At 40.5% G+C, this 22,565-nt stretch carries 22 protein-coding genes and 2 tRNA genes; 11 read left to right on the top strand and 13 right to left on the bottom strand.

The genetic code is table 11. The annotated features are described in order from the left end of the window. Window positions 1-11 precede the first annotated feature (11 nt). The gene (locus KTO63_RS21095) at window positions 12-821 is read right to left on the bottom strand and encodes an SDR family oxidoreductase (RefSeq protein WP_217793935.1); all 810 of its coding nucleotides are present in this window, start codon (window positions 819-821) and stop codon (window positions 12-14) included. A gap of 257 nt (window positions 822-1,078) precedes the next feature. On the opposite strand from KTO63_RS21095, the gene KTO63_RS21090 reads away from it, so the two are divergent. From KTO63_RS21090 to KTO63_RS21080, 3 genes are all read left to right on the top strand, one after another. Beyond that, window positions 1,079-1,151: transfer RNA gene (locus tag KTO63_RS21090), tRNA-Lys, on the top strand. Window positions 1,152-1,310: 159 nt separating this feature from the next. After that, window positions 1,311-1,383, top strand: a tRNA-Lys gene (locus KTO63_RS21085). A gap of 124 nt (window positions 1,384-1,507) precedes the next feature. Next, a complete protein-coding gene (locus tag KTO63_RS21080) occupies window positions 1,508-2,344 on the top strand; it encodes a DUF3800 domain-containing protein (protein ID WP_217793934.1) in 837 nt (278 codons plus the stop codon). Window positions 2,345-2,505: 161 nt separating this feature from the next. Here the strand turns inward: KTO63_RS21080 and KTO63_RS21075 are convergent, their stop codons facing one another. Both KTO63_RS21075 and KTO63_RS21070 read right to left on the bottom strand, forming a co-directional pair. Beyond that, on the bottom strand, window positions 2,506-2,754 hold the full coding sequence (locus KTO63_RS21075) for a hypothetical protein (protein WP_217793933.1): 249 nt from the start codon (window positions 2,752-2,754) through the stop codon (window positions 2,506-2,508). A gap of 292 nt (window positions 2,755-3,046) precedes the next feature. Next, window positions 3,047-3,622, bottom strand: coding sequence for a hypothetical protein (locus tag KTO63_RS21070; protein ID WP_217793932.1), 576 nt, complete (start codon window positions 3,620-3,622; stop codon window positions 3,047-3,049). 249 nt (window positions 3,623-3,871) lie between these two features. On the opposite strand from KTO63_RS21070, the gene KTO63_RS21065 reads away from it, so the two are divergent. From KTO63_RS21065 to KTO63_RS21055, 3 genes are all read left to right on the top strand, one after another. Continuing rightward, complete coding sequence (locus KTO63_RS21065) at window positions 3,872-4,465, top strand: dihydrofolate reductase family protein (RefSeq protein WP_217793931.1); 594 nt, start codon at window positions 3,872-3,874, stop codon at window positions 4,463-4,465. A gap of 128 nt (window positions 4,466-4,593) precedes the next feature. Continuing rightward, window positions 4,594-5,187: a Crp/Fnr family transcriptional regulator gene (locus tag KTO63_RS21060; protein ID WP_217793930.1), complete on the top strand. Its 594-nt coding sequence runs from the start codon at window positions 4,594-4,596 to the stop codon at window positions 5,185-5,187. Between the two features lie 91 nt (window positions 5,188-5,278). Further along, window positions 5,279-6,091, top strand: coding sequence for an alpha/beta hydrolase (locus tag KTO63_RS21055; protein ID WP_217793929.1), 813 nt, complete (start codon window positions 5,279-5,281; stop codon window positions 6,089-6,091). A 183-nt stretch (window positions 6,092-6,274) separates the two neighbouring features. On the opposite strand, the gene KTO63_RS21050 is transcribed toward KTO63_RS21055, so the two are convergent. From KTO63_RS21050 to KTO63_RS21040, 3 genes are all read right to left on the bottom strand, one after another. Then, entirely contained in the window at window positions 6,275-7,165 is an 891-nt protein-coding gene (locus KTO63_RS21050) for a retropepsin-like aspartic protease (protein WP_217793928.1), read from the bottom strand. Window positions 7,166-7,371: 206 nt separating this feature from the next. Further along, window positions 7,372-8,541, bottom strand: coding sequence for an FAD-dependent oxidoreductase (locus KTO63_RS21045; protein ID WP_217793927.1), 1,170 nt, complete (start codon window positions 8,539-8,541; stop codon window positions 7,372-7,374). A gap of 19 nt (window positions 8,542-8,560) precedes the next feature. Next, window positions 8,561-9,157: a TetR/AcrR family transcriptional regulator gene (locus KTO63_RS21040; RefSeq protein ID WP_217793926.1), complete on the bottom strand. Its 597-nt coding sequence runs from the start codon at window positions 9,155-9,157 to the stop codon at window positions 8,561-8,563. Between the two features lie 224 nt (window positions 9,158-9,381). On the opposite strand from KTO63_RS21040, the gene KTO63_RS21035 reads away from it, so the two are divergent. Next, window positions 9,382-10,443, top strand: a complete 1,062-nt coding sequence (locus tag KTO63_RS21035) for a linear amide C-N hydrolase (RefSeq protein ID WP_217793925.1) — start codon at window positions 9,382-9,384, stop codon at window positions 10,441-10,443. Window positions 10,444-10,604: 161 nt separating this feature from the next. Here KTO63_RS21035 and KTO63_RS21030 read toward each other — a convergent pair whose 3' ends face one another. The 3 genes from KTO63_RS21030 to KTO63_RS21020 form a co-directional block, all read right to left on the bottom strand. Next, window positions 10,605-11,711, bottom strand: coding sequence for an ABC transporter permease (locus KTO63_RS21030; protein WP_217793924.1), 1,107 nt, complete (start codon window positions 11,709-11,711; stop codon window positions 10,605-10,607). Window positions 11,712-11,750: 39 nt separating this feature from the next. After that, a complete protein-coding gene (locus tag KTO63_RS21025) occupies window positions 11,751-12,581 on the bottom strand; it encodes an NmrA family NAD(P)-binding protein (protein WP_217793923.1) in 831 nt (276 codons plus the stop codon). 121 nt (window positions 12,582-12,702) lie between these two features. After that, window positions 12,703-13,533 (bottom strand): AraC family transcriptional regulator, encoded by an 831-nt coding sequence (locus tag KTO63_RS21020; RefSeq protein WP_217793922.1) that lies wholly within the window; start codon window positions 13,531-13,533, stop codon window positions 12,703-12,705. Window positions 13,534-13,619: 86 nt separating this feature from the next. On the opposite strand from KTO63_RS21020, the gene KTO63_RS21015 reads away from it, so the two are divergent. The 3 genes from KTO63_RS21015 to KTO63_RS21005 all read left to right on the top strand — a co-directional run bounded on the left by KTO63_RS21015 (window position 13,620) and on the right by KTO63_RS21005 (window position 15,468). After that, window positions 13,620-14,015, top strand: a complete 396-nt coding sequence (locus KTO63_RS21015) for a DoxX family protein (RefSeq protein WP_217793921.1) — start codon at window positions 13,620-13,622, stop codon at window positions 14,013-14,015. 136 nt (window positions 14,016-14,151) lie between these two features. Beyond that, window positions 14,152-14,883: a metallophosphoesterase family protein gene (locus KTO63_RS21010; RefSeq protein ID WP_217793920.1), complete on the top strand. Its 732-nt coding sequence runs from the start codon at window positions 14,152-14,154 to the stop codon at window positions 14,881-14,883. Between the two features lie 30 nt (window positions 14,884-14,913). Beyond that, window positions 14,914-15,468, top strand: a complete 555-nt coding sequence (locus KTO63_RS21005; protein ID WP_217793919.1) for a hypothetical protein — start codon at window positions 14,914-14,916, stop codon at window positions 15,466-15,468. A gap of 43 nt (window positions 15,469-15,511) precedes the next feature. Here KTO63_RS21005 and KTO63_RS21000 read toward each other — a convergent pair whose 3' ends face one another. The 4 genes from KTO63_RS21000 to KTO63_RS20985 form a co-directional block, all read right to left on the bottom strand. Continuing rightward, entirely contained in the window at window positions 15,512-15,964 is a 453-nt protein-coding gene (locus tag KTO63_RS21000; RefSeq protein ID WP_217793918.1) for a DoxX family protein, read from the bottom strand. A 56-nt stretch (window positions 15,965-16,020) separates the two neighbouring features. After that, window positions 16,021-16,587, bottom strand: coding sequence for a Crp/Fnr family transcriptional regulator (locus tag KTO63_RS20995; protein WP_217793917.1), 567 nt, complete (start codon window positions 16,585-16,587; stop codon window positions 16,021-16,023). A gap of 97 nt (window positions 16,588-16,684) precedes the next feature. Further along, entirely contained in the window at window positions 16,685-19,069 is a 2,385-nt protein-coding gene (locus KTO63_RS20990) for an ABC transporter permease (protein WP_217793916.1), read from the bottom strand. A 295-nt stretch (window positions 19,070-19,364) separates the two neighbouring features. Beyond that, window positions 19,365-20,282 carry an alpha/beta hydrolase gene (locus tag KTO63_RS20985; RefSeq protein WP_217793915.1) on the bottom strand — a complete coding sequence of 306 codons (918 nt, stop codon included), beginning with the start codon at window positions 20,280-20,282 and terminating at the stop codon, window positions 19,365-19,367. A gap of 64 nt (window positions 20,283-20,346) precedes the next feature. Here KTO63_RS20985 and KTO63_RS20980 point away from each other — a divergent pair, with 64 nt between their 5' ends. Further along, window positions 20,347-22,527, top strand: a complete 2,181-nt coding sequence (locus KTO63_RS20980) for an outer membrane protein assembly factor BamB family protein (protein ID WP_217793914.1) — start codon at window positions 20,347-20,349, stop codon at window positions 22,525-22,527. The last annotated feature ends 38 nt before the right edge of the window (window positions 22,528-22,565 follow it).

Raw genomic sequence — 22,565 nt, 5'->3', positions numbered from 1 at the left:
GAATAGAATAACTATTTAACAAGTTTTCCTTGCTTATAATAAAATTTGTGAACCAGTTTATCTGCAAGTGAGGGAAAGAATTTATTCAGGAAAATGGTTTGCTTGCCCTGGAAGGTAAGCACCATCGTTCTCTTCTTTTTCTCAATGGCATTCAGGATATACTTTGCGCAGTCTTCTGCCGGCATGATCTTTCCTTCATCCATCACGCTTTCTCCCGTTGCTTCGCCTTTATTGTTCAATGCGCTGAAACGAATATTAGACGCTGTAAAGCCCGGGCAAACCCACATTACATTCACTCCATCTTCCATCAATTCCGTACGCAACGATTCCAGCCAGCCCTGCAGCGCAAATTTCGAAGCGCTGTAACCGCTTCTTCCCGGTAGTCCGCGATAACCTGCAATGGAAGAGACGCCAACAATAGTGCCTTTTCTTTCAATCAGACTTGGTAATGCATGCTTGGTGCAATAAACCGTACCGAAAAAATTAATGTCCATCAGTTTTTTAATAACATCCACACTGGAGTCCTTAAAAAGGGCACGCATAGACATTCCGGCATTATTGATCAGAATATCAATGCCCCCAAAAGTCTTAATGGTAGAATCGATGAATTTTTTACAATCCTGCTCGTTGCTTACATCTGCCACAACAGTGTGAAGCATTACATTAGTATACTCCATTTGCAGGTTGTACAATTTCTCGTAGGTTCTGCCACATGTGGCAATTTTAGCGCCCATAGGAATAAGCAGGTCAATAAGTGCTTTACCTATTCCCTCACTGCCTCCCGTAATGGCTACAACTTTATTTTGAAAAAAAGATGACATGTCTTAAAGGATAAAAATTTGGTGCGGCAAACCTACACGAAAACTACTGCTTCGCAAAGAAGTAGGGGGTAATGATTTGCTGTATTTATAACTTTATCAAACTGTTAGAAGTTGAGTGCAGAGAACTTTTTTCAAAAAAAGTTGAATATTTTTTTTGAAAAATTTGGTGCGAATCGCTGAATCCTTATCTTTGCACTCCAATTTTGAAACGGCCTTACCGCCGGTAGTTCTTAAGAGGAAGTTCTTACAAGAAAAATGATTCCGTAGCTCAGTTGGTAGAGCAATACACTTTTAATGTATGGGTCCTGGGTTCGAGTCCCAGCGGGATCACAGAAGAAGGCCTTCAAATCAGCAGACTTTGAAGGCTTTTTTATTGAATTGAAAAGTATGAGATTTTATAAGGGTTCAAATGAACCGGAATAGAGTTTCGAATGTTCTTAGGAAAAATGATTTTGTGGCTCTTTTGTTAGGGCATCATGAATTCATATTGATTCCGTAGCTCAGTTGGTAGAGCAATACACTTTTAATGTATGGGTCCTGGGTTCGAGTCCCAGCGGGATCACAAAAAAAGTAGCCTCTGATTTTTCAGGGGCTTTTTTGTTATGCCGAAGTAATCTATGCCATCAGAGATCTGATTTTTACAATTCGTTGTGAAGCAGTCGCTGAAAAAATTTCAAAGATCTTAAATGGCAGGATATTATATTTTTTGTGACGAATCGCTAAAAAAAGGAAAATACTATTCTAATTTTTATGGGGGACTAATTATCGAAAAGCGCGAATTTGAGCGCGTCAAAAATGCTTTGATTAGTAAAATGCAGGATTTGCAGATGGAAGATTCAGAGCTCAAATGGAGCAATGTAAATACGTTTCGATTGGAACAATATATTGCCATTATCCAAACTTTTTTTGAGTTTGTAAAATCCGGCATAGTCAAAGTTAGGATCATGTTCACAGACAACAGATTTGCTGAAGTTCCCTTGCAAAAAGACTATAAAGAAAACCGATATCATCTTTTATATTATCATTTTTTGAAACAAGCGTTCGGCTTGAAATATATAATTTCAAATAACCCACTTGACGTTGAAATTTTTTTCGATAAGCTGCCGGACAACGAAGAGAAGAATGCGAGATTTAAGAGTTTTATATATCAGATACAATTTTTATCAGAATTTCGATACACACAAATTGTGATAAAAAATGATTCTATCTACGAAGTTGATTCTAAGAAACATATTTTGATGCAGTGTCTTGATATTGTACTGGGATCAATAGCCTTTCGCCTAAACAACATGCATAAAGAAAAGCAACCCGGAACCGAAAGAAGGGGGAATAGAACTGTAGCAAAGGAAAAGTTGTATAAGGAAATTAATAAAATTTTGAGACAAATAAGGCCCAACTTCAATATTGGTGTTTCAACCGGTATAGATGGGCAGTATCATAATTACTTTCATCATTATTATCGTCACTGGCTGTTTATATATACGAGGTTCACTGTTATTATGTACGGGGAGAATGAAAGTTGACGAACAAAAAAGAAAAAGCCCCTATCACTTCTATTTATCTTCCATGTAGCACATGGAGCTTCAAAGCAACAAAAGCTTTCTCAACGCAAAGATACACAAAAACTGGTTCGATCTACCAGGTTTGCACTTTTGCAAATCGGATCAATTTAGCATAGTTGTTCCTATTTTAAATTCCTTTCTTTCAGTAATTTTTCCAACTCTTTAGATTTAGCCTTGTTCTTAACAGCTATCGGAATATAGATTAAGGGAAGGAAAGTTAGTAAGCCAAAACCTTTTTTAACGACGCTAAAAGCGGCAACTCCGATTAAAAACCCAATAATCACAGCATCGAAAATGGCAGTGGATTTAATTTTTTTTGCTTCTTGTAATAATTCGTCGTTTGTAAGTTCTACTAATTCTTTTTGATTCATTATGTACTGTCGTTTAATTGGTTGATTTTGGCTGGTGTTTACTACACAAACTTGCATCACTATTGTTGATCACAAATTTATTAATTAAAACTTTTCTTCGGCATATAATATTCAGGATGGAAAAAGTCAGGAGAACAGCTCGCTGTTTTCATCAACTCCATAAAGTTCGCATTTTGCCTCAATGATCACACGCGAGCTCACAATAAGGGGCAAGTTTTTTTAAGCATTGCCCCTTATTTTTTAGCTCAAATGTTGAGCGGGTATATGTAATTAGCCACCATAAAAAACAATATTATTTCTTCTTCGGCGGCGGAGTCATTTTGGGAGATTCCTGCACATATTGATACATTAAATTGATTTTTCCATTTTTATCAAACCGCCATGTTTCCTGCAGTTCGCGAACTGTTTTTTTCCCTTTGGCATCTGTCGAAATCTCGCGGCTCCATATCAATACCCAATCTTCATTTCTGTCCTTGCTCTTGAGTGGTACCCAGGCATGAACAGAATCAACGACTGAGCCCATCTGTCCCCTGCTTTTTGTGGCTAAAGCAATAAGACTGTCTCTGGTACCAACAAACATGTTACCGCTGGCAAAAATCATAGTGTCATTTTCTGCGAAAGAATTTTTTGAATTCTCAAGTGTGTTGTTGTCGAAGTCTCTGTACAGTTGGAGAAGTGTTTGGGCATTTTTTGCATCACCGATCTCAAAATCCGAAGAATAATCTGCTGTGTAAGGGTAAGTCAAGCTTTGCTGTTTGGGCATTGTAGTTGAATCGGCATTTTTTGGAGTCTCCATTTTTGATTTGTCAGTGCCGGAATTGCAGGCGACTAAAAATGTAATCGCTACGAAAAAGGACGTTTTTCTCATAAAAATTGTTTGTAAATTTTAATAATAAAAAAATCGGAGGTAGCAACTAAAAATGTGGAGGAAATGGGGTTCAATGGCTTATTGTAAGATAAGAATTTTTATGAACTATTTAAAACTCTTCGCATTCGCCCTCCAAATTGTCGCATTTACACACCGGCGGCACCATCTTTTATGATGAGATTTGTATCGTAATGAAAGCCGTTTTTTGAAAAACATTTTTAAACAAACCATAACAGGAGGTGAAACACTATGAGAAGAATAATCGTGTCATCAATGATCACACTGGATGGAGTATTGCAAGCACCGGGTGGGCCTGAAGAAGATCCATCAAATGGATTTGAATTCGGTGGATGGGTGGCGCCTTATGGTGATGAAGTAAGCGCGAAAATTGTGCAAAAACAACTAAAGCCGACTGATCTTCTTCTAGGCAGAAAAACATTTGATATATGGGAAGCTTACTGGCCGCAACATACAGCTATATGGCCGACTATTAATGATGTCACGAAATACGTTTTGTCTACAACAAGAAAAAAATCTGATTGGCAAAACTCTGTATTCCTCCACAATCTGGCAGATATAAAAAAGCTTAAAAATTCCGAAGGTTCTGACATAGTAGTTTGGGGTAGTAGCGAGCTCATTCAATTGCTTCTTAAAAACGATTTAGTGGACGAACTGTGGCTCAAAATTTATCCATTGACGCTTGGTAAAGGAAAAAAATTATTTACTGACGGTCCCATCCCCGCGGCATTTACATTGACAGACAGCGCCATCACAACGACGGGTGTTATCATCGCGGATTATAAAAGGGCAGGAGAGGTGAAGACAGGTACGGTTGGAGAATGAAATGATATGAAATACCCTAGATAGAATGAGGAGCAATTGGTTCCTCATTTTCATTTTTATTGAGGTTCTTGAAGACCAGGAAGGCCATTTTGAAATAAAACTTATTTTTATCCTTCAATCTTCCACACATGCCCATTCAAGCTCTCTTTGCCAGCTTCGATAAATATCTTCCGCTAAACGATGAGGAAAGAGAGGCCTTACGTTCGTGTGTAATCGAACGCAAGCTACGCCGCAAGCAGTTTGTGTTGCAGGAAGCAGAAGTGTGCAAGCATTACACTTTCGTGGTCGAAGGTTGCTTTAAAAAATTTCATGTTGATACAAAAGGGGTGGAGCACAATCTCCAGTTTATTGCAGAGAATGATTGGATCACAGAGGTTGACAGCATACACAACAGGAAACCAAGCAAGGCCTACATAGAAGCAATCGAGCCCGCGATCATCCTGCAGATTTCTCAACGTGATCTGTATGACCTGCTGGCAAAGTTTCACAAACTGGAACGCATCTTTCGCGTAATTATTGAAAACCGCTATGTCGCGCTGGAAAACCGCTTGTTGCAAACAATCAGCGAAACAGCTGAAGAGCGCTATCTTTCATTCATGGAGCAATACCATGATCTGGCCTCACGATTACCCAATACACAGATCGCTTCTTACCTGGGCATTACGCCGGAATTCCTCAGTAAAATAAGAGGCAATCTTTCTAAAAAAACGGAGAAGTCTTAAACTACATTAAGCCTATTTCTTAAACTTCCTTATTGGTGCACCCAGTGTTTTTGTTTCAATTTTGATTTACAAACATTGAAACAAAAACATTATGGAAGCAGTAACATTAGAACGCGAAGACTTTGATATCCGATTGGGAAATTTGTATGAACCTCATGCAGATGTAGAAATTTACACAGAAAATATGAATGGCATAACAACACACTGGTTCATTCCACGCAAAAGGAAGGACAATGCGGTAGCTGTTTATTTGCATGGCGGTGGGTACATAATGGGCAGTATAGAATCTCACAGAAACATGCTTACACACTTTGCAGCAAATCTTGAAATGCGTGTGCTGTTTGTTGAGTATCGCCTCGCTCCAGAGTTTCCTTACCCATCCGGTGTAGATGATGCGGTAAGGGTGTATGAGTATCTTTTGCAGCAAACTCAGATGGACAACATCTTTTTGATTGGTGATAGTGCTGGAGGTGGACTTACCGTTGCTGCCATCCGAAGCATACTGGGCAAAGGGCTGCAATTGCCAAAGGCAGTAGTGTTGCTGTCACCCTGGATATATCTTGAAGCGGATGCGCCTTCATACAAAATGAATCGCGATAGTGATCCCATTATTTCGCAGGAAAGAGTTAAACGGTATGCGGAAATGTATCGAGGCGCGAAATCAATAGATGAGGTAACTTATGAAGATTTCTCACTAACATCGTTTCCTCCGGTACTGATCCTTATAGGAGCCGGTGAAGTATTGCTCGACGACTGCCGCGATTTCCATGCATCAATCAGCCGCGTGCAACCAAATTCTGTTTTGTCAATCCACAATAACGCGCTACACGTTTGGCCACTCACAGATATTCATTCATTTAATGCTAAATATGCATTGGCGGAGATGAAAGCGTTTTTAAGTTGAGAGTTGAGAGTTGAGAGTTGAGAGTTGAGAGTTGAGAGTTGAGAGTTGAGAGTTGAGAGTTGAGAGTTGAGAGTTGAGAAAAATATAGCCGATCAAGATACAACATTTGGCGCTAGACACAGAATGTTTGACTATAAAGAACTCTCAACTCTCAACTCTCAACTCTCCACTCTCAATTCTCAACTATTTTTCAACCAACAGCTGTTTCTTATCAAGATCAAAAGTAATGCTCGACCCGAGCCAATTGATCCAGATAATGCCATCGTAAATTAAACCATCGACGAATTGTGCCGGAAAGTTTGTGGTGTTAATGGAAGGATTGCTGGCAGTGGCCAGTTTTGGAAGCTTGGTTATATAGATGTTGGAAACAAAATCAGTATTTATTTCGCTACGCTTTGCGATTTTCTTTACATGCAATGAGTCGCTGACGTCTACACCTAAACGCTGGAGATGTTTGGAATTTATACGGTAAACATCTTTTTCCGCACCGCTATCTAATGAGAATTGCAGTGTTAAAGTATCATTCACTTTGAAATAGGCGAAAAGAGTGAGCGCCTTTTCACGCGATTGCTCCAACTGTACAGGAATTGACTTCGCTGTTTTTTTAATGCTTGTGAGACTTTGCGCAGACTCGAGGCGAATTACTTTTTTATTGTAGTCTATCGTAAATGGTTGAGACTCCATCAATTTCAAAGACAAAATGCCATCAATCCCACCCAGGTTTGCATCAATATAACTAACCTCTTCTTTTTCTTTTTTAATGGCGCCGAATTCAACATTCTTAACCCAATACAGATCTATGTCCATGCGTTCGCCGGTTGCTCTAAAGCCCGTGTAGCCGCCATCTTCACGAATCGTGTCTTTCAGTTTGCTGAAAAATGATTTGGTAAACATAGTGATACCGGCTCCTGTATCGAAAATGAAATTTCCCTGTACGCCATCAACTTTTGCTTTCACCAGGATGTGTCCGGAAGGAAGCAATTCAAAGGGTATTTCATTCTTGTTAGTTGTTTGCGAAAAAGCGTGGGTACTTAGAACTAATAGGAGGGTAAAAAAGAAAAGCAGTGGTCTCATGTTTTTTTGTTTGCAAAATAAGGCATGAGCAATTTAAATGTAAAAACTTCTCTTACTGAATTTAATGGCACACGGATGACACGGATTAGACGGATTTTCACTGATTATCTCCTTTACACTTAAAAGTAACCTTATAATGATTAAGAGATTATAATAAGAAAAGATCAGTGAAAATCCGTCTAATCCGTGTCATCCGTGTGCCAATTTTATTCGGGCTGGTTGAATATGGTTTGCATATGCTCAATCGCATTAGGTGAGTGCAGCATCTCTGTTTGTTCCAAAGTTATTTTTCCAACTTCAGAAGCCCTTGCTCTCATCTGGTTTTCGTAGTGGGCAATGGCAGCATGTACATCAGCAAATTCATCACTTGTGAGTGCACTGCTTAGTTCCAGCGCATCCTGCATCGCCATGTTCACGCCTTCGCCTGCATAGGGTGGCATCAGGTGCGCAGCATCGCCGAGCATTGTTAAGTTTGGCAGCGCTTCCCAAGTTTGATCCAAAGGCATGCAATATTGTGGACGAGGAATAAACGCAGGTTCTGCTTTATAAAAAAGTTCGAGCCAGGCATTGTCCCAACCAACAAACTCTTTTTTGAACCATTCAATTACTTGTGCCTTGTCACTGAAATCAATGCCGTTCGTTTGAACCCAGTCTTCTGCTGTTTTACAACCAGTGTAGAAAACCAAACTGCCATCGCCTTTCGAACTTACAATTAAACTCCTGCTATTGCCAAAGGCAAATATTTTTCCGCCATTCAACAGTTTGTGCATGTGAGGAGTTGCTGCTTCTGAGTTATACACTGCTCCTTCCACAATTGTGTAGCCTGTAAAGAATGGTTTTATAGACGTAATAAGCGGACGTAATTTTGAATTGGCCCCATCGGCAGCTATCACAATATCTGCAATGGCAACGTTTCCATTTTTAAAGCTCAATTGCCACAGGTTATTGTTTTGCGTTAGTTCCGTCAAATGGCTATCCCATACAATCGTGTCTGGCTCTAAAGATTCCAATAACATTTTTCTCAAGGGGCCGCGATCAATTTCCGGACGAAAAGCAATATCGCCAAACTCGCCTTGTTGCACATCGTCACTGTGTTCATCAAATATGATATTGGCGGAACTATCGACAATGCGAATTCTATCTGCATTTGGTCTGTAGTTTTCTTTGAATGCCTCCATCAGGCCGGCTTGCCTAAGTGCTTCCAGGCCTGAATCTTCATGCAGATCAAGCGTTGCACCTTGTACTCTTACATCTTTGTTTGCATCTCTTTCATATACTTTTACATTAGCTCCTTTTATTTGCAAAAGCCTCGCTAATGTCAATCCACCAGGGCCACCGCCAACGATGGCTATTTTTTTATTGATCAGGTTTTTCATTTTAATAAGTTTCGTTGTTTTAAATTGTCATTCCTTTTATCACCACATCACAACTTTCAAGAATTACTTTTTCAGTAATGATTTGCTTCGGTCTGTCGAGATGTTCAAAATATTCATTCATCAAGTTGAAGATGGGCGACATCAACAATGCGCGACACACTTCCACCGGAAAATTCTTGATGATCTTTTTGGAAATATTTGTTTTATAAAATTTATGAATAGGAGCGAAGAATTGTCCCTCCTGTATGTTTCTTTCTTTAAATGCCTTGTTTAATAGAGGCGACGAATTACCATACTGCATCAATGCGAAAGCGTGCCTGTTGTTTTTAAAGTATCGAAAAGTATTGAGCCATACTCTTCTTATGCCTTCGGCAAAATCCATTTTTTCATCAAAATTTTCCAACACGGCTCTTTCATATTCTCCCAGCACTTCATCAATAAACAACTTGATCAGCAGATCTTCCTTATCCGCATATTTTATATAAATCGTTCTTGGAGAGATGTTGGCGGCCTTAGCCAGTTTTTGCATGCTTAGGTTCTCCAACCCTTCTTCATGAATGATTTTCAACGCAATAGTTCGAATTGCCTGTTCCTTCTCTATACTCTTTGGTCTCATACTCTAAAATTTGACAATGCAAATATAAGTAAACGTTTATTTACTTATGAAGTTTGAAATGTTAAAAAATGTAGCGGGAATTGAAAATTGAAAGTTGAAAATTGAAAATGAAGAAAAACGCAAACTCTCCCCATATGGTTGCCACTCTCAATTTTCAACTTTCAATTCCCTCCAACCTTTAGTTCTCCCGCTTGTTATAGACTTTTTTCATTAAAAATTACGAAATGAAGACTTTGCTAAGGGTTGTAATTGTTGCTGGTTTTATTGTGGTGAATACAGCAACATCCAATGTGAGAGGCTGCACACGCGTTGTGTACAAAGGGTTGAACGGTATTATACTAACTGCACGATCAATGGATTGGAAAGAGGATATGGGAACCAACCTCTGGATATTTCCAAGGGGAATGCAACGAAATGGTGAAGTGGGGCCCAGCTCAGTAAAATGGACTTCTAAATATGGCAGTGTGATTGCTTCAGGATATGATTTCTCAACAACAGATGGGATGAATGAAAAAGGTTTGGTAGCAAATATGCTATGGCTCGCTGAATCTGAGTATCCAACATGGGACGGCAAAAGCAAGCCGGGCTTAAGCATTGCCGCATGGGTGCAATATGTATTGGATAATTTTGTGACAGTTAACGAGACCGTAAAAGCTTTGGAGAAAGAGCCTTTCATTGTTATCACAGATAAAGCGCCGGGTGTTGGTGAAGCCAGACTTGCCAACTTGCACTTATCTGTGTCTGATCCAACGGGCGACAATGCGATCTTTGAATATGTGCAAGGCAAATTGATCATTCATCACGATACAGCTTATACAGTGATGACAAACTCTCCCATATTTGACAAGCAATTAGCATTAAATGAATACTGGCGGGAGATTGGAGGTACGGTTATGTTGCCCGGAACAAACAGGGCTTCTGATCGTTTCGCACGTGCATCATTTTACATTGAAGCCATTCCTAAAACAGATAACACCAGAATCGCTGTGGCCAGTGTTTTCAGTGTGATTAGAAATTGTTCCGTGCCTTTTGGTATTACCACTCCGGGCCAGCCAAATATTTCTTCAACAAGATGGCGAACCGTGGCCGATCATAAGAACCTTGTTTACTATTTTGAATCTGCACTTACTCCCAATACTTTTTGGGTCGACTTTAAAGACGTTGATTTCTCCGAAAAAGCTGCTGTAAAAAAACTAAGCGTAGCCAACAATGAAACCTACGCAGGCAACGCAGCAAAATCATTTGTGAATGCAAAACCGTTTAAGTTTTTGGGATTGAACAAGTAAGTATAATTGAAAATTGAAAGTTGAAAATTGAAAATGCTTTCTATGTCGCATTGCTGATGAAACGCACTAATGTTTCTGTTCATCAAATTGATGACTTCGTGCAATTAACGTTCTTCAATTTTCAATTTTCAATTTTCAATTTTCAATTCTCAATTATTCCTCTATTCCCATTTAAACAACTTTACCGCCACTACACTCAACGCTGTTGCCCAAATGAGCAGGCCAATTACCTGCCATGGTAGTTGCCAGATGTGCGCGCCTTCAAATCCTATTTTGCGCAAGCCATCCACAAATAGCGTTAGCGGTAGAATATTGCAGAAAGCCTGCAGCCCGTGTGGATAGTTTTCTATGGGAAAGAAAAGGCCGCATAACAATATTTGCGGAAGGATAAATGTATTGGCAGTTGGCGCAACGGAGCTTTCATTCTGTATTACGCCGCTAATGATGAAGCCGATGCCCATAAATATTACGAGGCCGAAAAGCGAGAATAACAGCATCTCAAAGAAGGTAAGGAAGCCATTAACAAGTGTATAGTTAAAGGCAAAATAACCGAGTCCAACCATAATAATAAAACTGAGCACATGGAATGAAAGCCTGCTGAGCATTTCGCCCAGGATGATGTACGATCGTTTAACGGGTGTTGCCGACAAACGCTTTAAAACAAGGCTCTGTCGCAAATTGAACAATAAAAACGCCGAGCCAAATACACCGGCCATCAGCAAAGAAAGACCCAGTTGCCCGGGAAGTATAAAATCTATTTTTCGATAGATGCGCCCCGGTAATTCTTTGGTATGCAAAATAGCAACAGAAGCATTGGATGGAAATGCAGCTTTATCAATCGAACCGACTACATTATTCAACAAGGTTTGTAATAACACTCCCGCATCTGCAGACGAAGGACTGGACGTGATCAATATTGTGTAAGGCGGCAATTGTGAAAATACCGGGTTCTTTTTGATACGTAGAATGGCTGTCAGTCTGCCCTTTTTTAGCGCCTCCCGTGCTTCATCCTGCGGCATATTTGTGACAATGGTAAGGTTCTTTATTTTCTTTACAGATTCATAAATAATATTGCTCGTATCGCTGTTTTGACCAAGCGAAATTTTCAACGGAACAATGGTTGTGTCTACCATAGAGCCAAACACTATTATAAAAATAATAGGGAAGAGCAGGGAAAAGACAATCGATGTAGGACTACGAAGCATGGCAAGTAAACTCGCTTTTGCCAAAGCAAAAGCAGCACGTAGTTGACTGTATGATTTCGGCATAAAACAAATGTAATCGTTTTTATTTGCCGGCAAAAATACCTAGACTGCCTGCAACCAGGCGCTTACATTTCTTTTTGCGTACGCGTGAAAATCTGTTGCTTCTCTTCCCAAAGCCCGTGTCACTCCGTCTGTAATATGAGCATTGCGCCCATCGAGAACCTCTGTAAACAAATAATTGAGCAAGGAAATGTAATCCTGCGGCACATCTAGCGAAACCAACATTTCTCTATAGGCTTCCAAACTAACTTCTGTAAAAAGAATAGTTCTTCCACAAACGCTGGCAATTTCGGTAATTGCTTCTTTAAAAGTTAGCAGGGAAGGGCCCGTAAGTTCATAAAGTGTGTTATTGTGTTTACCAGTGGTCAAGGCTTCAAAAGCAACGTCAGCAATGTCTTCGGCATCTACGAATGGTTCCTTTATATCTCCCACAGGAAGGCGCACTTCTCCGCTAAGGATCGAATCTAACATAAAGCCTTCGCTAAAATTTTGGCAGAACCAACTTGCGCGAAGCACGGTCCAATCAATACCCGCATTCATTACGACCTCCTCGCAAGCTTCAGCCTGTGGCTCGCCGCGGCCAGACAGCAGCACCAGCTTTTGGACACCCTCGTCAACCGCTATTTTCACAAAATTCTTTATAACCTCTGTTGCTCCTGGTACTGCAAGGTCGGGCTGAAAACTTATGTATACCGCCGATATTCCGTTCAGCGTGGATTTCCAGGTGTTTTCATTTTCCCAGTCAAATGGATTGGCTTGTGACCGTGAACCGATTCTTGTGTCAAAGCCATTGTGAGTAAGTTTCTTCACGATTCTGTTTCCTGTTTTTCCGGTGCCGCCGGTAACCAGGATTTTGTTCTTGTTGTTTTGCATAAGTAATATTTTATGTCAAAACTATATGGTTGGCCATTTTTAAAATAGAACAAAACCGACAGGGAATAATTTGAAAATTTGAAGATTTGAAAATTTGAAAATGGCAGGTTTCAAATTTTGATTAAGACGCGGTTTTTCTGTATTCGGTAGGGTTGATGTTCGTGAACTTTTTAAACGTGCGATTCATGTGGCTCAGATCTGTAAAGCCAAACTCATCGGCAATTTCATTTAATCGCATGTTTGAATGTTTGAGGCGCGTTTTGATCAGTTTTACTTTGTACTTGATAATATATTGCTGCAAGCTTTCGCCGATATGTTTCTTGAAATACTCATTGATATAGTTGCTTGAAAAATTGAATGTCCGGGCTATTTCTTCGATCCGCAATTTTTCAGGTTCATAAATATGTTGATGGATGTAATTGAGTAAAGCAAGTGATTCATCCAGCGTGTCAGATTTTTTATTTGCTACATCATCAATGGTAATATTTCTCGCAGCTATCGTGATGATCGTGTTGATGCATTGTGCAATAACTTCATCACGGTTGTGTGTATTGTTTGATTGTTCACGAATGATTGCTTCTGCCAAAGCTCTTATCAATGGCTTATCTGAAATATTTGCAAGAATGCAACCCGGCATGTGATTGTGATTGTGGAAAATGTATTCAACCTTTTGCACCCAGTTCCTGCTTTGTGTTTTTAAGTAGCTATCGTTAAAACGGATGAAGAGAAACTTTGTGTGGCTCTGCACTTCGAAGCCATGCTTGTCTTGTGGAAAGATCAGGAAAAGCTTATCCGGAGCGTATGGCAGAGAATGGTCATTGATCATTTGTTTACCATTTCCTTCCAACACAAACACCAATTCGAAAAAAGTCTTTTTATGTTTTTGAGAAACGTATTCATCCGTCTCCATATAATACGTTTCAAATGGTTGATAAAGGCTTTTGATTTCCATACCACCAAATTTACAAATTAACCCAGCTATTGTACAAATACGGAGATTTGAAATTGTAAAACTTTGCGTCATAAACAAATACAACAATGAACACGACAAGTTTTCTACTATTAAGACTCGCCATAGGTGCAAGCATGTTTGGTCACGGTCTGGTGCGTTTGCCCAAGCTCAACGGCTTCAGCAACTGGATGGTAACTTCATTCGAAAAGTCAATGCTTTCAGCAGCCATGGTAAAGCCATTCAGTTACGCTTTGCCATTGGCGGAGTTTGCCATTGGCATTTTGCTCATACTGGGCCTGTTTACACGTCCCGCATTAATCGCCGGAAGTGTCGTAATGATCATGCTGATATTAGGTACCACATTGATTGAAAACTGGGAGGCACTTACTTCGCAATTCATCCATGTCGCAGTCTTTGCAGTACTCCTTCACTATTCCACTAGCAATACCTATGCGCTTGATAATGTGTTTTTGAAGAAATAATTTTTCATTTGACCAGAGAGGAAAGAAGAGTAGTTTGCAATTCTGCTTTCGTCTTTTTTCGACCCTGAATATGTTTTTCTTTTAAACTTGTTGAAGATTTTGCAAAAGAAGATGCCAAAAAGTATTTACTTCATATATGGCGAGAACATTAGTAATAGGAGATATTCACGGGGCTTTAATGGCGCTGCAAGAATTGATAGAGAAGGTTGAACTTCAAACGGGTGATAAATTGATTTTTCTTGGTGATTATGTAGACGGATGGTCACAGTCTGCGCAGGTGATCGATTACCTGATAGCGCTTGATCAAAAGCATGAATGTGTTTTCATAAAAGGAAATCACGATTGGTGGTGCGAGAATTGGTTAAACGGTGCGCAGGCAAATAATGAGTGGCTTTTGCACGGTGGAAGGGAAACCGTAGAAAGCTATGTCGACTTCGATGATAGTCAAAGGAAAATACATCTTTCGTTTTTCAACAGAATGAAAGGTTATCACGTTGATAAGGAAAACCGATTATTTATTCATGCGGGTTTTGCATCAATGCATGGTCCTGCTAAAGAAAGACACGAGAGCAATTTTTTGTGGGACAGAACTTTATTGGAAGTGGCCCTTGCAGTTGATAAAAATCTTTCTAAGGAATCTCCATTTTATCCAAAGCGTTTAGCCTTGTATGAAGAGATTTTCATAGGACATACACCTACAACAAACTACGGTATATCCGTTCCATTGCAGGCAGCGAATGTTTGGGATGTGGACACGGGCGCAGCTTTCAAAGGAAAAATATCGGCATTGGATATTGATACGAAGGAGTTTTGGCAGAGCGAAGCGCCGCAAAAATTGTATCCCAATGAAAAAGGCAGAAATAAGTAATTATAAGTGTAGCATCGTTGAAGAAGCCATATGAACAAAATTGCAGGCAATGTACTCATCACTTTGGGAATGATAGGAATTGGTTTTTTCATCACCTATCGTGGCACCGCGATTCCATTAAAAGAATTATGGTTCGTGTTATCGTTGACTGTTGCGATTGCCGGAGCTTTTATACTGGCGAAAAATGTCATACGCAACAGTAAGTTTGGAGCAGTGGATGATGCAGAATTTATAAGAGTACAAGAATTAAAATCAAGTGGTGAGAAAGTTTCGTTAACGCTCGATAACTGTGAAGTAAAAACCAGGAGTTTTGTGCAGCAGATAGGTGGCGACGAGATGCCTGATCGGGCGCAAATGATAGATGGTATTTTTGCTCCCGAAAGAAATTATCAAGCACAAGAGACAGTGCAGACTTATATTAGATTGCAACAGGAGTATGATGGCAGGATTTTTAATTTCTATAGTCCTCCTGTGACAATGGGTGAAGAAAGCCTGAGGTTTTATTTATCAGAAGCCAACAGAATTTTTCTTTATATAGACAGGCGAAATCCTCGCAATTATTATTTTGATTTTCAGAATGGGTAGAAAAATAGCGTAGATGCCTGCAAATCTCCTTTTCTCTTTGCTTTTAAAACCTTATAGCACTCAAATAAATCCACACGATAAACAAAACCTGCAGAGGCACCCTGAACCATAAATAGTTTAATCCATCACCGTCAAAAGTTCCCTTTTCGTAATTGATGTGATTGTATGCAGCATAAATATTTGCGGGAAGAAGCACGACTAAAAATGCGATCAAAAATACTGCCGCAGCAAATTGCCAGGATGGAATCAGCAATGCGACGGCCGCTGCAATTTCCAAAATTCCGGTGAGATACACCAGTGACTTTCTAAAAGGTATAAATTCCGGGAGCATCATCGTCATGCCGTTTGTGTAAACGAAATGAGCTATGCCGGTGGAAATCAACATCACACAGATGGCAATGCGACCTGCCAGCGGAAAATTGTATTTGCCAGTAAATAGGAGTATCGCCAGGAATGATAGAGCGAATGTCGCGATAAGAATAATCAAAGGTTTCATGGTGCTTCTTTTATACAAAATTCATAATTGTATCGCACCTGTGCAATGAACCTGGGTTAAGAAATTCGTTTGCGTATGCGGCTTAATGCCTGTGGTGTTATGCCAATGTAAGAAGCAATGTATTTTAAGGGTATCTCTTGAATGAGTTGCGGTTGCTCGGTAAAAAGGTTCAGATATAATTCTTCTGCGGAGTCGTTCAACAAAGACAATTCACGTTTTGATTTTTTAAGGAAATTTTCTTCTGCTGCGTGGCGGCCGATAAGGTTGCCAACAGAAGTAGTTTGATAAATGTTCTGCAAGTCTTTGTGCGTAATGCTCCACACAATTGTATCTGTTATGGCCTCGATTTGATAAACCGATGGCTGCCCGGTTAAAAAAGAATCATATGCACTCACAAAACTGTGATGGAATGAGAAAGCAAACGTGAGATCATTTTCTTCTTTTGGAATATAATAGCGGACAATTCCTTTTTCAATAAACGAAAGATGATTTTCAATCTGGCCAGCTTTAAGCAGTAGTTCTTTTTTGGCAAACGATTTTCTTGAAAGCTTTGAAGAAAAAGCGTCCCAGTCGTCATCACTCATTGGGGTAAAGTTTTCGAAGTACTGCCTTATCTGTTGCATAGTGTGTTGTTGATAGCTGAAAGATAATAAACAAAAAAGTTTGATGAAAAATCACCAAACTTTTATTGACTCATCTTAAATAAGGGTTGAAGCGTTTTTATTCAGATCGTAAACTTTTTACAGGATTTGAAAGGCCTGTTTTAAGACCCTGGTAACTCACTGTGAGCAACGTGATAAGCACGGCGCTTAGTCCGGCAGCGGCAAAGATCCACCACGACATTTCAAGCCTGTATTGATAATTTTGAAGCCAGCTGTTCATTAGCATGTAAGCAATAGGCGTTGCCACGAACAAAGAAATGACAACAAGCAAAGTGAAATCTTTTGATAGCAATTGCCACAGTGTAAATAGAGATGCACCCAAAACTTTCCTGATGCCTATTTCTTTGGTGCGCTGCTCTGCCACAAAGGAAGCCATTCCAAAGAGGCCAAGGCAACTGATAAGTATAGCTAGTATTGTAAAGCTGCTGGCAAGTTTGCCGATTCGTTGTTCGTTCACAAATTTCTTTTCGTACTGATCATCGACAAACTTATAATCGAAAGGCGCGTTGGGATTGTATTTTCGGAACACAGGTTCGATTTTGGCGATTGCCTCTTTTGGTCCAAGCGAAGCATTGAGCTTAACGTTGATATAGTTTGCCCAGCCATAATCAAGAAAAAACATTGTACGAAATACAGGTGTGTAAGGTGATTCCATTACCATGTCTTTCACCACACCGATGATTTTATAAGGCGTTCCGCTGGCCTTCACAATCTGGCCAACCGGTTTTTTCATGCCCATGAAAGCAGCGGCTGCTTCATTAACGATCATTGCGGAAGTGTCAGTTGAAAAATCTCTCGAAAAATCGCGGCCATCAATTATTTGCCAGCCAACTGTTTTTCCGTATTCGTGTGACACGGAAACATTGCCAAAATTTCCCTGCACATCATTTCTTTTTCCTTCCCACTCAAAGCCGTTGTTGATGGCCCAGAGTTCTGTTGCAGGATTGGAAGATTGGCTCATTTCTGCTACGGCACCGGTTTCCAGCAGATCTTTTCTTAGCGCATCATAGTGTCCATACAATTCTGGCGTGTTGATAGAAACAGCGATCAGTCCTTCCCTGGAATAGCCCGTGGGCCTGTTTCTCGCAAAATTGATTTGTCGGAAAACAGTGATCGTTCCAATGATAAGAACGATGGAAACAGTGAACTGTAACACAACCATGGCCTTGCGTGGAAGTGCCGCCAAACGCCCTGCTTTGAAAGTTCCTTTTAAAACTTTCACCGGTTTAAAGGAAGACAGATAGAGTGCAGGATAACTGCCCGCTACAATGCCTGTTATGAACATAAAGCAAAGGCAGAGCGACCAAAAAACTGGATTGCTAAATGGTACCTGAATTTGTTTGTCGGACATCATGTTGAAATAGGGCAATGAAATTTCAACTAGCGCAAGAGACAATAGAAACGCAAAAGCAACTATCAATAAAGACTCGCAATAAAATTGATAGATCAGTTGTTTTCTCAATGAACCGATCGCTTTGCGAATGCCCACTTCTTTTGATCTTTTTTCAGAACGGGCTGTGCTAAGATTCATGAAATTGATGCATGCCAACAGAAGGACAAACAAACCGATAATGCCGAACATCCATACAAATTGAATTTGCCCACCGCTGTAAATGCCATTTTTCCATTCGGAAAATAGGTGCCATTTCTTCATTGGGTGAAGAAAAACTTCTGGTTTATACACCGCTTCTTCGGCATGAACCTGTCGCAGTTTAACGTCTTTAATTTTATCTGAAAGCTGTTCGATGTCTACGTTATCTGAAACCTGCGCAAAGAGTTGAAATGAATTATTCTTCCACGGGTTGGTTGTTTTCTCATCCCATTTTTGGTCATCAATATATAGCTGCCATGGTGCAATAAATGAAAGGCCTTTGAAATCTGCATTGTAAGGAATGTCTTCGTAAACGCCGGTAACTTTTACATTCAGTTTGTTATCGAGCTTCATCATTTTGTTCACCGGTTCCTCATCGCCGAAAACAGCTTTTGCAGCGGATGCAGACAAAATGATTGAATTAGTATTTTCTAAACCCGCGCGACTACCTTTGATCATTTTTAGAGATAGCATGTCCGGTGTTTGTGGCTCCATGAAAATGCCAGACTTTGTCAGCTTTTTTTCACCTGTTGCCAAGACATGCTCGCCTATCCATGAGGCCATCGAAATATACTTGAAGTCACCGCTGTATTCTTTTCTTAGTTGCTCACCTAGAACATAGGGAACGGAGGACTGTGTTCCTTTATCGCCATTGAATGTCTGATGCTGCATCACTTTTACGATGCGATCATAGTTGTCGTGATTTTTGTTGAATGACAATTCATCCCATATCCACATTCCAATTAGCATTGCCACCGCCATTCCTACAGAAAGTCCTGCGATGTTGATAATCGAGAAAGCTTTACTCTTCATTAAATTTCTCCAGGCTACTGTTAAATAGTTTCTAAGCATGAGTTTCGTTTTAAGTTCAACAGCAAGAATTGCAATTTATCTTGAACAGCGTGTTGTTAAACTGACACATGAAAAAGCAATGATGTTGCCAGTTTAATAACCTCTTGTTTTTCAGAAAATTGCAAGGAGAAAGTGAAGTGCCTATGTGCAAAAGTGGACGGATGGTGTGCGGTTTTGATACAGGAATGCAGGAATTAGAAATTAGGAATTAGGAATTAGGAATTAGAAGGGTGCTCCAACTCTGTATTGTATCTTCATTTGAACTGTGCCAATTCTAATTCCTGACTCCTAATTTCTAATTCCTCAGCTTGTTCACTTTCATCCAATCAAAACATCTGTCCATCCATTCATCGGAAGTGTTTTTTCTGTGGAGGCCGAAGCCGTGGCCACCGTTTTGATAGAGGTGTAACTCTGCAGGAATGTGGTTTTTCAGCAATGATTCATAAAACAAAGTGCTGTTTAACGGACTAACAACATCGTCGTCGCTTGCATGTACGAGGAAAGTTGGTGGTGTTTTTGAAGTGATCTGCAATTCGTTTGAGTACTCTTTAATTTTTTCGGGTAAAGGATTTTTGCCAAGCAACTGATCCCTTGAACCAATATGTCCGTAAGCGTCATTGAAGCTGATAACAGGATAAATAAGAATCATGAAGTCGGGACGTAGATTGGTATTCTCTTTATTGTCAATTACTGACTTCATAAAATGAGTGCCTGCAGTGGATGCGAGATGTCCTCCCGCGGAGAAGCCCATTATGCCCACATGTGCCGGATCGATGTTCCATTTCGCAGCGCTGTCCCTTACTGTTTTAATCGCTTGTTGTGCATCCTGCAACGGACCGATCTCTTTGTTCTGCATGGCATTCTCATTTGGAAGACGGTATTTCAAAACAAAAGCAGTAATGCCTTTTTTGTTAAACTCTTTTGCAATAGCCGCGCCTTCATGATCAGCCGCTACAATCCAATAACCACCACCGGGACAAATAACCACAGCAGTTCTCTTTGCATCCTGCTTTTCTGGAATATAGGCGGTAAGCGTGGGAACAGTTATTTTGCTGATGCGCAATATGCCACCTTCGGTTTCAGACACTTCTTCATTTTTAATGGGTTTGCTTCCCGGGATAACGTCTTTGTATAAGTTAAAAGTTGTTTGTGCTTTCACAGTTGTAAGTATAATCAGTTGTACAATAAGAATGAGCAAAATGTTTCTTTTCATAATGGCGATGGTTGGTAATTGGGAAAGTTATTTCTATTTTTCGATAACGGATAAAACGATTGAAATGCCTCACAAAATAAATAAAAATAGTAGCGGAACAATCAGTGTTTTTTTGACAGTTATCATTGTTGTATGGTCTTTAATTTCCTGTCGCCAAAGTGCGGAGAAATATACACAGTGGAGCATTTATGGAGGCGGCCCAGAAGGTATCCGTTATTCATCACTTACGCAAATTGATACAAGCAATGTGGCGCAATTGCAGCCGGTTTGGGAATTTCATTCCGGCGATGCTGATACTGTTAGCCATTCGCAAATACAATGCAATCCTATAATTGTCGACACGGTTTTATATGGTACAACACCTCAGCAAAAGCTATTTGCCATCAATGCTGCAACAGGGAAAGAATTGTGGCGATTTGATCCGGCAGAAGGTTTCAAAAACGATGCAGTGCATTTTGTTTTGAACAACACACGAGGCATTTGCTTTTGGCAAGAGGGCGACGACAAACGGATTTTTTTTACCGCAGGCTCTTACTTGCATGCCATTGGTGCTAAAACCGGAAAACTGGTTACATCTTTTGGCAACAATGGAAAAATTGATTTGCATGAAGGACTAGGCAGAGATGTAAAGGATCTCTTCATCACTAATACTTCTCCGGGCACGATCTATAAAAATCTTGTTATCATGGGTTCGCGTGTGTCGGAAGGTGCTGATGCCGCTCCTGGTCATATACGAGCTTACGATACAAAAACGGGGAAACAGGTTTGGATATTTCACACGATACCGCAACCCGGTGAGCCCGGTTACGAAACATGGGATGATCCGAATGCATGGAAGCACATCGGCGGCGCCAATTGCTGGAGTGGTTTTACATTAGACGAAAAGCGAGGAATTGTATTTGCTTCTACTGGTTCTGCTTCCTATGACTTTTATGGCGGTATGCGCAAAGGCGCGAATCTTTATGCAGACTGTATTCTTGCATTGGACGCTGCAACAGGAAAATTGAAATGGCATTATCAATACATTCATCATGATGTGTGGGATAAAGATTTGCCAACGCCGCCTGCATTGGTAACTGTAAAGAGGGATGGCAAGTACATTGATGCGATTGCGCAGCCTACAAAAACAGGAACTGTGTTTGTGCTCGATAGGGAAACCGGTAAGCCTTTATTTCCGGTGGAAGAAAGGCCGGTGAATACACAAACAGAACTAGCGGGAGAAGAATTGTATCCAACACAGCCAGTTCCCTCGCTGCCAAAACCCTTTGCCCGTCAGGAATTCAATGAAAGCGATGTGAATGACCTGATTGATACGAGTGAACAAAGATCAATAAAAGAGCAGCTCGCTCAATTAGACAATGGCCATATTTTTACACCACCCGGCAAAAAAGGAACCATCATTTTTCCCGGATATGATGGTGGTGCAGAGTGGGGCGGTCCTGCATATGATCCTCAAAGCGGTTTGCTGTATGTGAATGCGAATGAAATGCCATGGATATTGAAATTGGTGGCTGTAAAACCAAAGGCTTCACATGAAACATGGATCGACGCAGGAAAAAGATTGTATACACAGAACTGCATGAAGTGCCATGGCGCAAACAGGGAGGGAGGCGGCAACTACCCGTCTTTGTTGAATGTAAAGGACAAATACACCTTCGGTCAGTTCGCTACTTTAGTGCAGGGCGGTAGAAGAATGATGCCATCTTTTGCACAACTGACTGCTGAAGAGCGTGCCGCTATTGCGTCTTTCATTTTGGATATAAAGAAGGATCAATCGAAAACGTTTGTCGCTCCGCCACAAGCTGTTGACTCTTTTACACAATTGCCATATTCTGGTACCGGCTACAATAAGTTTTTGACAAAAGATGGTTGGCCCGCGATCAAACCGCCATGGGGAACATTAAGTGCCATTAATCTTAACAGCGGAGAAATTGCCTGGAAAATTCCACTGGGTGAAACCGAAAAGTTTAAAGAGCGCGGCATCATTACCGGTACTGAAAACTATGGCGGACCGGTAGTTACAGCCGGCGGCTTGCTTTTCATAGCGGCTACAAGTGATAGCAAAATCCGCGCTTTTAACAAACGAACGGGGCAATTATTATGGCAAGCGCAATTGCCGGCATGCGGTTTTGCAACCCCCGCGATCTACAGTATCAATGGCAAACAATACATCGTCATCGCCTGTGGCGGCGGCAAGTTGGGCAAGCAATCGGGTGATAGTTATGTGGCGTTCAGGCTGCCGTAGGGGCGAATCGCATTCGCTCAAGCAACAGTTGAAAGTTG

It is taken from the genome of Pinibacter aurantiacus, from assembly GCF_019130065.1.
Lineage (GTDB): Bacteria > Bacteroidota > Bacteroidia > Chitinophagales > Chitinophagaceae > Pinibacter > Pinibacter aurantiacus.
Note: the sequence above shows the minus strand (reverse complement) of the source record. Positions and strands in the feature narration are given on the sequence as shown.

Excerpts from the sequence above, each read along its gene's own strand:
- KTO63_RS21030 (WP_217793924.1), bottom strand. The coding sequence starts at position 11,711 with ATGCCGAAATCATACAGTCAACTACGTGCTGCTTTTGCTTTGGCAAAA.
- KTO63_RS21040 (WP_217793926.1), bottom strand. The coding sequence starts at position 9,157 with ATGAGACCAAAGAGTATAGAGAAGGAACAGGCAATTCGAACTATTGCG.
- KTO63_RS21020 (WP_217793922.1), bottom strand. The coding sequence starts at position 13,533 with ATGGAAATCAAAAGCCTTTATCAACCATTTGAAACGTATTATATGGAG.
- KTO63_RS21035 (WP_217793925.1), top strand. The coding sequence starts at position 9,382 with ATGAAGACTTTGCTAAGGGTTGTAATTGTTGCTGGTTTTATTGTGGTG.
- KTO63_RS21050 (WP_217793928.1), bottom strand. The coding sequence starts at position 7,165 with ATGAGACCACTGCTTTTCTTTTTTACCCTCCTATTAGTTCTAAGTACC.
- KTO63_RS21055 (WP_217793929.1), top strand. The coding sequence starts at position 5,279 with ATGGAAGCAGTAACATTAGAACGCGAAGACTTTGATATCCGATTGGGA.
- KTO63_RS21075 (WP_217793933.1), bottom strand. The coding sequence starts at position 2,754 with ATGAATCAAAAAGAATTAGTAGAACTTACAAACGACGAATTATTACAA.
- KTO63_RS20985 (WP_217793915.1), bottom strand. The coding sequence starts at position 20,282 with ATGAAAAGAAACATTTTGCTCATTCTTATTGTACAACTGATTATACTT.
- KTO63_RS21010 (WP_217793920.1), top strand. The coding sequence starts at position 14,152 with ATGGCGAGAACATTAGTAATAGGAGATATTCACGGGGCTTTAATGGCG.
- KTO63_RS20980 (WP_217793914.1), top strand. The coding sequence starts at position 20,347 with ATGCCTCACAAAATAAATAAAAATAGTAGCGGAACAATCAGTGTTTTT.
- KTO63_RS21045 (WP_217793927.1), bottom strand. The coding sequence starts at position 8,541 with ATGAAAAACCTGATCAATAAAAAAATAGCCATCGTTGGCGGTGGCCCT.
- KTO63_RS20995 (WP_217793917.1), bottom strand. The coding sequence starts at position 16,587 with ATGCAACAGATAAGGCAGTACTTCGAAAACTTTACCCCAATGAGTGAT.
- KTO63_RS21070 (WP_217793932.1), bottom strand. The coding sequence starts at position 3,622 with ATGAGAAAAACGTCCTTTTTCGTAGCGATTACATTTTTAGTCGCCTGC.
- KTO63_RS20990 (WP_217793916.1), bottom strand. The coding sequence starts at position 19,069 with ATGCTTAGAAACTATTTAACAGTAGCCTGGAGAAATTTAATGAAGAGT.
- KTO63_RS21015 (WP_217793921.1), top strand. The coding sequence starts at position 13,620 with ATGAACACGACAAGTTTTCTACTATTAAGACTCGCCATAGGTGCAAGC.
- KTO63_RS21095 (WP_217793935.1), bottom strand. The coding sequence starts at position 821 with ATGTCATCTTTTTTTCAAAATAAAGTTGTAGCCATTACGGGAGGCAGT.
- KTO63_RS21080 (WP_217793934.1), top strand. The coding sequence starts at position 1,508 with ATGGCAGGATATTATATTTTTTGTGACGAATCGCTAAAAAAAGGAAAA.
- KTO63_RS21000 (WP_217793918.1), bottom strand. The coding sequence starts at position 15,964 with ATGAAACCTTTGATTATTCTTATCGCGACATTCGCTCTATCATTCCTG.
- KTO63_RS21005 (WP_217793919.1), top strand. The coding sequence starts at position 14,914 with ATGAACAAAATTGCAGGCAATGTACTCATCACTTTGGGAATGATAGGA.
- KTO63_RS21060 (WP_217793930.1), top strand. The coding sequence starts at position 4,594 with ATGCCCATTCAAGCTCTCTTTGCCAGCTTCGATAAATATCTTCCGCTA.
- KTO63_RS21065 (WP_217793931.1), top strand. The coding sequence starts at position 3,872 with ATGAGAAGAATAATCGTGTCATCAATGATCACACTGGATGGAGTATTG.
- KTO63_RS21025 (WP_217793923.1), bottom strand. The coding sequence starts at position 12,581 with ATGCAAAACAACAAGAACAAAATCCTGGTTACCGGCGGCACCGGAAAA.